Source organism: Bradyrhizobium oropedii (assembly GCF_020889685.1).
GTDB lineage: Bacteria > Pseudomonadota > Alphaproteobacteria > Rhizobiales > Xanthobacteraceae > Bradyrhizobium > Bradyrhizobium oropedii.
In genome coordinates this window covers 18,534-28,429 of sequence record NZ_JACMYO010000110.1, presented here as the reverse complement: position 1 = coordinate 28,429, position 9,896 = coordinate 18,534, and the positions used below count along the sequence as shown (strand labels likewise).

Here is a 9,896-nt window from a genome sequence, read left to right as displayed (position 1 = left end):
CGAACGGCTGGACGACGGCGGTAAGCCGGCCGAGCGACGCGGCGGTCGCATCGACCGCGAGCTTGCCGGTCGAATTGGCGCGGTCGAAACTGCCGCTGCCATCGAGCGTGACATTGTCGGGCTGACCGATCTTCACGCGCTCGAGCACGATATTCTTCTGGCTGTAGGCGATCTTCGCCAGCAGCGGCCGCAATTCCTGCCCCGAGGAGATCGCGCGCCCGACGTCGAGCGACAGCTGCGCCTCGTCGGGCCATTCGGCTTGCGGCCCGGCCAGCGAGCGGATAAGGGCTGCAGTCGCGTCGAGATCGAGCCGCTCCGCCTTCAACTGTGCCTCGACCTTCGAGCCGTTCGCCGCCTCGCGATGCACCACCGCGACACGGCCTTCGACGGTGCCACTCTCTATCTCCGCCTTCATCGCGTCGATCGAAAAGCCTGACGGCGACACCGTGACGTCGCCGCGCAACCGCAACGGCTTCTGGCTGCGATAGGTGATGTCGCCGCGCCCCTGCAGCCAGGTCATCAACGCATCGGGATCGGACGATTCGATGTTGAGCGCGGTCTTGAAGCTGTTCGAGGCGCCCGCTTGCGCGCTGGCGCCGCTCATCGAGACCCGCGTGGATCCCGGAGCGCGAAACTCCAGCCGGCGCACCGTCCATGATTTCGCATCCGATTGCAGCTCGGCCGAGATGTCCTGCAAGGGGCGCCCGCCGAGCATGATCTGTTCCGACGCCAGTTCCACCTGGGCCGCAATCGGGCTTTGCGGAAGGCCCGACAGCACCGCGCGCAGGGCCGGCAACACGCGCACCGGTTCGACATTGCCGTTATTGCTGTCCTTGGCGCTTTCCTTGGCCGCGAACTTGTCGCCGTCGAGCTGCCGCGCCGTGAGCGAGGCGCGCAGCAGCGGCGACGCGCCGAAGCGCAGATCACCGTTGCCCGCGAGCTTCAATGCGCGGTCCTCGGCGCCATAGCTCACCTCGATTTGGTCGAGACGCGCCGCCGAGTAATCTGATTTCACCTTTGCTGCGATCCGCCAGGGCGGCACGTCGCTGCCGCCGCGCTGGCCCGGCGTGCCCGCCAGCGTCACGGTCCCCTCGAACCGCGGCGCGCGCGCCTCGAAGGTCAGGATGCCGTCGAGATCGGCGGACATCGGCCGCTGCCCGGGATCGATGTTGAAGTGCAGGCGGGTGCCGCTGGCATCGGCGCTTTGCCCCGACGAGATCCGAAACGGGTAGCGGTTGCCCTCGAACATGAAATTGCCGTCGCCGCGGATCGCGCCGGCAAGCGAGCGGACGTCGCCGCTGAAGGCAATGTCGTTCAGTTCGAGCGTGCTGCGGCTCGCGGCATCATGCAGCGCGACACGGCCGGTCAGATTGAGACGATCGATCGCCAGCGAAGCCAGGTTGAAGGCCCCGCTCGACGGAGACCAGTCGATCCGGCCCTTCGGATCGAGCCCGAGATCGAGCGACAAGCCGTTGATGGTGAGCTCGTTCGCGCGCACCTCGCCGCGCATCAGCGAGCTCAGGCTGAACTCGACGTCGAGATTGGCGGCCCGGACCTTGCCGAGGTCGTTGGCGCCGCCGACGGTGACGGTTTTCAACCGCAGCGAGGGCGCAGGCAGCAGGCGCGCGTCGAGATTGCCGGCGACACGAACCGGCGTGCCGATGATCTTGGACGCCTCCGCCTCGAACTGCGGCCTGAACTGGTTCCAGTCAACGAAATACGGGCCGACCAGCGCAGCGACCAGTGCAAGAATGAAGGCAATTGCCAGGCCGAGCAGCGTCGTCTGCACGGTGTCTCCCTTTGAACCCGCTCCGCGGCAGCCTCCTTATGCTGAACCCTTTGCCAACCCTTGGCCGGAGCACCCCAAATATAGAGACAAGTATGGCGAAGTCACAGCGGCTTTACCGCTGCAACTTCGGGTTAGATGGTGAATTTCCCTTCAAGCGTGCGTGCGTCCGCCTCACCGCAGGCCACAGCCCCGCAGGAACGTCACCAGCTCGCAGGGAGCCGCTTCAGCCCGCGCAGCACGAAGGTCGGCCGCCACTCCGGATTTTCCGCGTCATCGAGCCGCAGGTCGGGGATCCGGCGCAGCAATGTCGAGATCGCGACCTCGGCCTCGATCCGCGCCAATTGGGCGCCGAGGCAGAAATGGATGCCGCCGCCGAACGACAGCGGCCGCACGTTCGGCCGCTGGATGTCGAGCTTTTCGGGATGGTCGGGATAGACCGCCGGATCGTGGTTGGCCGAGCCGAGCAGGCACAGCACGCTCTCGCCCTTCGGGATGCGCTTGCCGCCGAGATCCTCGATGTCCTCCAGCGCGACACGGCCGGTCATCTGCACCGAGGAATCGTAACGCAGGAACTCCTCGATCGCATTGGTGATCAGGCCGGGATTGGCCTTCAGCAGCGCGAGCTGGTCCGGATTGCGGAACAGCGCGAGCAGGCCGTTGCCGATCAGGTTGACGGTGGTCTCGTGGCCGGCACCGAACAGCAGGATGATGTTGCCGGTGAGCTCCTCATTGGTCAGCTTCTGGCCATCCTCTTCGGCCTGCACCAGCTGCGTGGTGAGGTCGTCGCCGGGCTGCTTGCGGCGCAGCTCGAACAGCTGATGGAAATACATCGCCGCCATCGCGTTGCCGGCATTGCCCTGCTTGATTTCCTCCGGCGTGAGCGGCACCGGCTCGAGCAGACGTCCCCCGTCACGCGAGCCGGTGTAGAAAGCCTCGCGATGCTCCTCGGGAATGCCGAGCATGTCGCAGATGATCGTCACCGGCAGACGGAACGCGAAGTCCTCGATCAGGTCCATCCGCCCTTGCGGAATGATGCGGTCGAGCGTTTCGTCGACCACGTGCTGGATGCGCGGACGCATATCCTCGACGCGGCGCGCGGTGAACGCCTTGACGACGAGGCCGCGCAAACGGGTGTGATCCGGCGGATCCTGCTGCAGCATCCAATGGCTCATGCTGCGGATGACCGGCTCATCCATGATCTTGGGGCCGTAGCGGCGGATCGTGCGCTCGACATAGTCCTTGCCGAAGCGCTTGTCGCGCAGCACGAGGCTCGCCTCGGCGTGGCGGCTGGCGACGAAGGCGCCGTGCGCGTTCACATGCATCGGATCGAGGCGGCGCAGCCGCTCGTAATGCGGATAGGGATTGCGAATGAATTCAGGGGCCAGCGGATTGAAAAGCGGATCGCCGTTCGCCGGCTGAACTTGCTCGTTCATGGTGACCTCGTTCGCTCGCTGCACCGGTGCTTAAGACCTTGGCGCGCCTTGGTGTCATCCTCAAGACCGCACCATCACGGATGCGGCGGTTCTGGTTCTGTCGAATGCAATTGGATACACTGTTGTATCGAGTTGCATTCTGCCCTAAAATGCGCCGATGTCAAGGGTTCGAACCAGACCGACACGGGACGACACCTGCGAGAAGCTGTTCGAGGCAGCGGCGCAGGTGTTCGAGGAACAGGGCATCGGCGGCGCCAGCATCGAGGCGATCGCCGCCGCGGCGGGCTTCACGCGCGGCGCCTTCTACTCGAACTTCAAGAGCAAGGACGAGCTGATCTTCGCGATGCTCGAGGATCACGTCGAGCAATCGATCCGGCGATGTCTCGACTTGCTGGCCCAACACCAGAACCTTGCCGATTTCATCGAGGCACTCCGGACCATGGATCGCAGCCGGCAAGATCCGCTCGGCCGCTCACCGCTCCTGCACATGGAGATGATCCTGTTCGTCGCACGCGCGGAAAAGCGACGGCCTGAACTGGCAAAACGGCTGCGCGCGCGGCGCAAGCTGATCACGGACATCGTCGCGACGACAGGGAAGAACGGCGGCCGGAACGGCGCGCTCAACCCGGAATGGACCGGTGCCGTCGTGCTGGCGCTCGAAGACGGCTTCCGCCTGCACCGCCTGATCGATCCGGAGACCACGCCGGCAGACAGCTTCCTGCGCGCCATCACCGACTTGCAGCGCGCGATCGGCGTCTCCTCCGCCCGCTAGAGCGTTTTCGAGCGAAGTGGCTACCGGTTCGCGTGAAGAAAACGCGTCAAACGAGAATCTAGAGCCCCGTTCCGATTCCATCGGAACGGAAAGGGCTCTAGGCTCACGCCGCGCTTGCGATCTTGTGCATCTGTCCGGCGACGGCGCGGACCCTGCGGCGCGAAGCCTGCCAGATCGCGAACGCCGACAGCAGGCTGACGGCAATCCCGAGCAGGAAGGCGCTCGTATAGCTGCCCGAGAGGTCATAGAGCTGGCCGGTGATCCAGGGGCCGGCAGCTCCGCCGGCGAGCGCAGCCAGCATCACGGTGCCGAAGATGCTGCCGTAATGCCTGCCCTGGAAGATCTCCAGCACCACCGGTCCCATCACGGATGTCAGGCCGTAGCCGAGCGCACCCTGGGTGAAGACCATGAGATAGATCAGCGCCATGCTCGGCCAGTACTTCAGCGCGGCCAGCGCGGCGAAGCAGATCACGAAGCCGAAGCAGGAGATCGCCCACACCCATTCACGGCCGATGCGATCGGAGAGATGCCCGAGCCAGATCTGGCCGGGAATGCCGAGCAGGCTGACGACGCCAAGCGCCCAGACGCCGACATTGGAGCTGAAGCCGATGTCGAGCAGGAATTTGGTCTGGTGCACCTGGACGGCGTACCAGATGTACAGGCCGCAGAAATAGCCGATCGCGATCCACCAGAACCGCGCGGTGCGCAGCGCACGCGACAATGTCCAGTCGGTGCCGGCCCACACTGGGTCGACAATGTTCGATACCGGCCTGGCCGACGTCGCGGTCGGTGCCGCATCGCCGTCCGGCTGCAGGCCGATGTCCTCCGGACGCTTGTGCAGCAGCAAATTGATCGGCGCGAGCACGACCAGCACCACGATCCCCATTGCCGTGCAGGCGGTGCGCCAGCCGGTGTGCTCGATCATGTGCTGCACCCATGGCAGCAGCGTCACCGAACCGATGCCGACGCCGGCAAAGGCGAGCCCGATCGCAAGTCCGCGACTGCGGATGAACCAGTTCGGCACGAACAGCGACTGGCCGGAATAGCCGAGACAAACGCTGCCGGAGCCGACCAGCACGCCGATGGTGAGATAGAGATGCCAGGGTTGCGTGGTCAGCGGCGCCAGCAGCAGGCCCGAGCCCATCAGCAGCACGCCAAGCTCCATCACCGCGCGCGGACCGCGGCGGTCCATCAACCGTCCGATCAGCGGGCTCGCGATCGCGGAGGCGACAAAGCCGAAGGAGAATGCGCCCGCCGTGACGCCGCGCTCCCAGCCGAATTCAGAGATGATCGGCGGATAGAACAGCGAGAATGCCGTGCGCGCATTGACGCCGATGGCCATGGTGACGAACGTCACCGCGACGATGATCCAGCCGTAGAAGAAGCGAAGTCGCATGGGGGGTCTTCGTTGCCAGGGTCAGAGGACGAATACTTGTTTCAGCCCGTGCCGCTGACGGTCAAGTCCCATGGACCGGCAAGGTGGCTTCCAGGGCGGTTATTCCACCAGCCCGCGTCAATTCGCTCAATCAACAGTCCAAACTGTGTGAAGCAATTCATAGACAGTCAGGCTTGGCGCGGCAAACTCGCGCGCGATGTCGAAGCCCTCGGCCATGTCAGCTGATCTTCCGTTGCCTGCGGACATTCCGAGCACGTTCGATCGGACGACTGGCGGCACCGGAGACAACGATGACGATCGCTCCAGCGGTAGCACCGCGCGCCCGGCCAAACTCGCCCACGATCGGCGGCGAGACGGCAGAATACCGCTTCATGCATTGACGCAGATCAATGGTGACGAGTTTTCGCCGCGAGATGATCCAGCCATGAAGTCAAGGGACGCATTTGCGTTGCATGCGCAAGGCGCGAATGCCTGCCTGGCCTGCACTGTCCCACCAGTCGGGAGTATCGCGATTGCGCATCCCCGAACACTCCCTCAGAAGTTGCAAACACTATACTGTACCAGCCCACTCGGTTGGCACACCTCGGGATGAAGCCTTCCTTTATGATCTTGATGACGATATTCTTTTCGCATTGGTGTCCTGTTGCTTGTGCCGGATTTTAGTCGCGTATCAGTAAAGATTTCACAGAAGTATCAATAATATGATGACCCCATCGGTCCCGGAAGTTCGCCGACGTCTCGCGGCAATCCTTGCGGCAGACGTGGTCGGATATACGCGCCTGATGGAGGCGCACGAGGAAAACACCCATACCCGGCTGATGCAGTTGCGCTCGGAAATCCTCACCCCGGGCGTCACGGCGCAGAACGGAAGGATCGTCAAGAATACCGGCGACGGCTTCCTTGCAACATTCGATACCGCGCGCGATGCAACGCGGTGTGCCCTCTCGCTGCAAGAAGCTCTAGCCTTGAATACAGCCGCAATGCCCGCTGACGAGCGCATCAGCTTTCGCATCGGGCTGAATGCCGCGGATATCATCGTTGAAGAAGATGACGTCTACGGCGAGGGCGTGAACATCGCGGCGCGGCTTCAGAACTATGCGCAAGCGGGCGGCGTCGTGGTGTCAGGCGCCGTTGCCGAGCAGATCGGCAAGGACCTGGACGTCAGCGTGATCGACCTCGGCGATCTGCATCTTCGCAACATGGGTCGGCCTGTCCGCGTGTATGCGCTCCACCGTTCCATGCAGCCCGCGAAGCTTGTTGGCGAAGCCCCGGTGGGTTCGGAACCTCGCCCCTCGATTGCCGTTCTGCCGTTCCGAATGAACCTCGCCACTCCGGAAGAGGGGTATTTCGCCGATGGTGTCGTTGACGACATCATTCGCGGCCTTGCCGGGCTCAAGGAGCTTTTTGTCGTATCACGCGGGTCCAGCCTCGGCTTCAGCGGCCGCAACGTCGACGTGCGCGAGATCGGGCGTCGGCTCGGGGTTCGCTATGTCCTTTATGGCGGCATCCAAAGGACAATGACCTCGGTCCGTATCGTGACCGAGCTCAGCGATGCGGAGTCGGGCGAAGTCATTCGTTCGGATTTGCACGAAGGCGACCTTCGCGAACTGTTTGCGCTTCAGGATCGGATCGCCATCAACGTCGTAAGACAAATCGCGCCGCAGGTTCGCGAGCGTGAGCTGATGAGATCAATGCGCAAACATCCGCAGAATCTGACCGCCTACGATCTCGTCCTGCAGGCGCTCGATTTGCTGTACCGGATGGACTACGACTCCTTTTCGAGGGCGCGGGGCCTGCTCGAGCAAGCCATTTCACACGACCCTAATTTTGCGTTGGCCTATTCCTACGTCGCGCTGTGGTACGTGTTCCGGATCGGCGAAATCGGATCGCCGGATCCTGAGGGTGATGTCATCGCCGGTGCCAGATATGCCAAGGAGGCGATCGATCGAGGCGGCGACGACGCATTCGCGCTGGCGGTGTATGGTCACGTTCAGTCATTTCTGCTGCATGACTTTCAAAGCGCGAGAGTAGCCCTCGACCGCGCGATTGCCGCCGGCCCGAGTTCAGCGATGGCCTGGACCATGGCGAGCGCGACATCCGGCTTTCTCGGTGATGGCCCTGCCGCCCTGCGCCAAGGTGAGCAGGGCGTCCGGCTCTCGCCGCTCGACGCGCGCTCGTTCTGGCACGAGGGATTGTTCGGCCAGGCTCACTATGTGAATGGCGACTATGAGCAGGCATTGGAGTGGGTGCGTGGCGCATTGAACCGCAACGGGCTTATTCGCTTCAATCACCGCCTGCTCATCGTCACGCTTGGCGCCTTGGGCCGTAGTGAAGAAGCAGCGGAGGCGGCACGCCGCTACCTGGAAATTCAACCAGGATTCCGTATTTCGTCCTACGCGCCACGCTGCCCGTTTCGTGGCGAGGCGTTGGAAACCTGGCTCGGCCACCTGCGATCGGCGGAGCTTCCTGATTGACCGGTATTGCTGACGACAACTGCCGAACAAGGGAGAGACGTCAATGACAGGCAACACGGGTAACACGGGCAATACCGGAAATACCGGAAACACCGGCAATACGGGAAACACCGGCAACGTCGGAGGGGGTGGTTGGTTTATTTCGGACCGCGTCGACTTGCCGTTCGTCACAAGGCTCGACCCCTCGGGCACCGACGAGCTAGGCAGCCTGCGGCGGACGCCGCCGGCGCATTTCGGCAGCCGACAATGGTCTGCAAACTGGTATGCGTGGCGTGTCCTGCATCAGTTCATCGCGAATGTCCCCGGCTGGGCAGCGACCGTCGACGCCGACGCCACCCTCACGCAGATCCGGAACGACCTGGTCACCGACTATTCCACCCAGATCGACAACCTTGTGCTCGCCGCGCGGGATGAGCGCGCGGATGCCATGGGCCTGATCCTGTCGCAGGACGCTGAATTCTTCACGGATTTTCTGGCTGTGCTGACCGCCAGGCCCGGCTCGCACACGCAAACCTGGCGCCTGTTGAATATCGCGAGTTTGATTGGGTCCTTTGCGGCATTGTATTTCAAGGACAAGTACGATTTGCCTCGGCCCTCGCAGATTTGCCCCGCCCTGCTGCCGCCGATCCAGGTCCCCGGCCACGCGTCCTGGCCGAGCGGGCATTCCACCCAGGCGCATTTCATGAAGAACTGCATGCTCAGGGTGTTCGCCGCAACGGCGATGTCCGCCGCCGACCAGGCCGTATGGAAATCCGACCTGTCGATTCTGGCGGATTCGATCGCCCGAAACCGCGAGATTGCCGGTGTGCATTATCCGAAGGATTCGGAAGGCGGCGCCAGAATTGCCGATTTGCTGGACACCGCCATTCTGACACCAAACGTCGTGCCGATGTTTGACAGCGCAATCACGGCTGCTGCGGGCGAATGGCAATGAGCACCCGGGATGGGCGGAGCCCCGCATACGACACCGAAGGCCTCAAGCAGGCCATTGAGAATTCGACGACCAGCGTACTTCCCCCCACCGGATTTCGCGCCTTGGTGGCGTCGCAGGATGAGTTGAAGGCGCTCGGTTTTCCGAGACGCCCGGACCCGGTGCTTCAGCCGGCCGAGTATGCATTCTGGCAGAAGATGTTTAGCCCGACGGTGGCGTTCGAGGCGTTCGATATCAAGGTGCTTTCCCCGGTCACGGCGGGCCTGCGCCGATCGTTCAACCAATCGCCGCGGCGGGAAAGCAGCCTCAACTGGTCCGGTGCCTACATCACACCGAGGGATGGCACCGTCTTCTCGTCGGTCTGGGGGAAGTTTCAGGTGCCGACGCCAACGCAGCCGGCTGACGGCCGCGCCAGCGAGACATATCACAGTTCGACCTGGATCGGCTTTGACGGACAACGTCGATACTACAGATCGACGCTGCCGCAAATTGGTACCGCGCAGAACATCGACCCTGCCACGGGCGCGGGCAATCCGACGACGTCGTTCTTTGCGTGGTGGCAATGGTGGGTAAGGGGCGACCCGGCCCAGTCGCATCCCATAACGCTTGTGTCGCCGAAGATCCATGCCGGCGATCTGATCATGTGCCTCATGCAGGTCGCGCCGGATCGCACCGGCGTGTCGTTCGTGATCACGAATCTGACGACCAGTCGCTCCGTGCAGTTCTTTCAAACCGCACCGCTGACCGGTCTGGGGCAACCCTTCAAGATTCCCGGCGCAACCGCGGAATGGGTGATGGAGAGGTCGGCCGCCCCGGGAAATCCAACCCCGCTGCAGCTCCCGGACTACGGTACGGTGGTCTTCCACGATTGCGGCGCGTCGGCAATCAACATGGATACGGGAGCGACGGTGGAGCGCAATCTCTCCGGCGCGAAACTCATCGACATGTACGTCGTGAAGAAGGAGACCCCGGAAAGGACCGAGAAGCCCTCCATTGCGAGGCCGATCGATTCGACGGAGTTCCTGACCTACTTCCGCTAGCCGGCGTCCTGCAGCCAGCCGGCTGCGGCTGCAGGATTTGGCACCGAAGAATGGGATCGAT

General features: G+C 63.2%; 7 protein-coding genes. 4 read left to right on the top strand and 3 right to left on the bottom strand.

Translation table 11 applies throughout. From position 1 onward, the window contains the following. Window positions 1-1,789: AsmA family protein (locus tag H8A95_RS27005; protein ID WP_229185968.1), on the bottom strand; the 1,789-nt coding region annotated here is incomplete at its 3' end. A 200-nt stretch (window positions 1,790-1,989) separates the two neighbouring features. Next, window positions 1,990-3,222: a cytochrome P450 gene (locus H8A95_RS27000; protein ID WP_229185967.1), complete on the bottom strand. Its 1,233-nt coding sequence runs from the start codon at window positions 3,220-3,222 to the stop codon at window positions 1,990-1,992. A 157-nt stretch (window positions 3,223-3,379) separates the two neighbouring features. On the opposite strand from H8A95_RS27000, the gene H8A95_RS26995 reads away from it, so the two are divergent. Next, window positions 3,380-3,994, top strand: coding sequence for a TetR/AcrR family transcriptional regulator (locus tag H8A95_RS26995; protein WP_229185966.1), 615 nt, complete (start codon window positions 3,380-3,382; stop codon window positions 3,992-3,994). Between the two features lie 103 nt (window positions 3,995-4,097). Here the strand turns inward: H8A95_RS26995 and H8A95_RS26990 are convergent, their stop codons facing one another. Beyond that, window positions 4,098-5,390 carry an MFS transporter gene (locus tag H8A95_RS26990; RefSeq protein WP_229185965.1) on the bottom strand — a complete coding sequence of 431 codons (1,293 nt, stop codon included), beginning with the start codon at window positions 5,388-5,390 and terminating at the stop codon, window positions 4,098-4,100. Between the two features lie 704 nt (window positions 5,391-6,094). Between H8A95_RS26990 and H8A95_RS26985 the strand changes: the two genes are divergently transcribed. From H8A95_RS26985 to H8A95_RS26975, 3 genes are read left to right on the top strand one after another with little or no spacing between them, the layout of a single operon-like run. After that, window positions 6,095-7,864, top strand: a complete 1,770-nt coding sequence (locus H8A95_RS26985; RefSeq protein ID WP_229185964.1) for an adenylate/guanylate cyclase domain-containing protein — start codon at window positions 6,095-6,097, stop codon at window positions 7,862-7,864. A 43-nt stretch (window positions 7,865-7,907) separates the two neighbouring features. Further along, complete coding sequence (locus H8A95_RS26980) at window positions 7,908-8,798, top strand: phosphatase PAP2 family protein (RefSeq protein WP_229185963.1); 891 nt, start codon at window positions 7,908-7,910, stop codon at window positions 8,796-8,798. Then, window positions 8,795-9,835: an A4/G1 family peptidase gene (locus H8A95_RS26975; protein ID WP_229185962.1), complete on the top strand. Its 1,041-nt coding sequence runs from the start codon at window positions 8,795-8,797 to the stop codon at window positions 9,833-9,835. Before H8A95_RS26980 ends, H8A95_RS26975 begins: the two co-directional genes overlap by 4 nt. Window positions 9,836-9,896 lie beyond the last annotated feature (61 nt).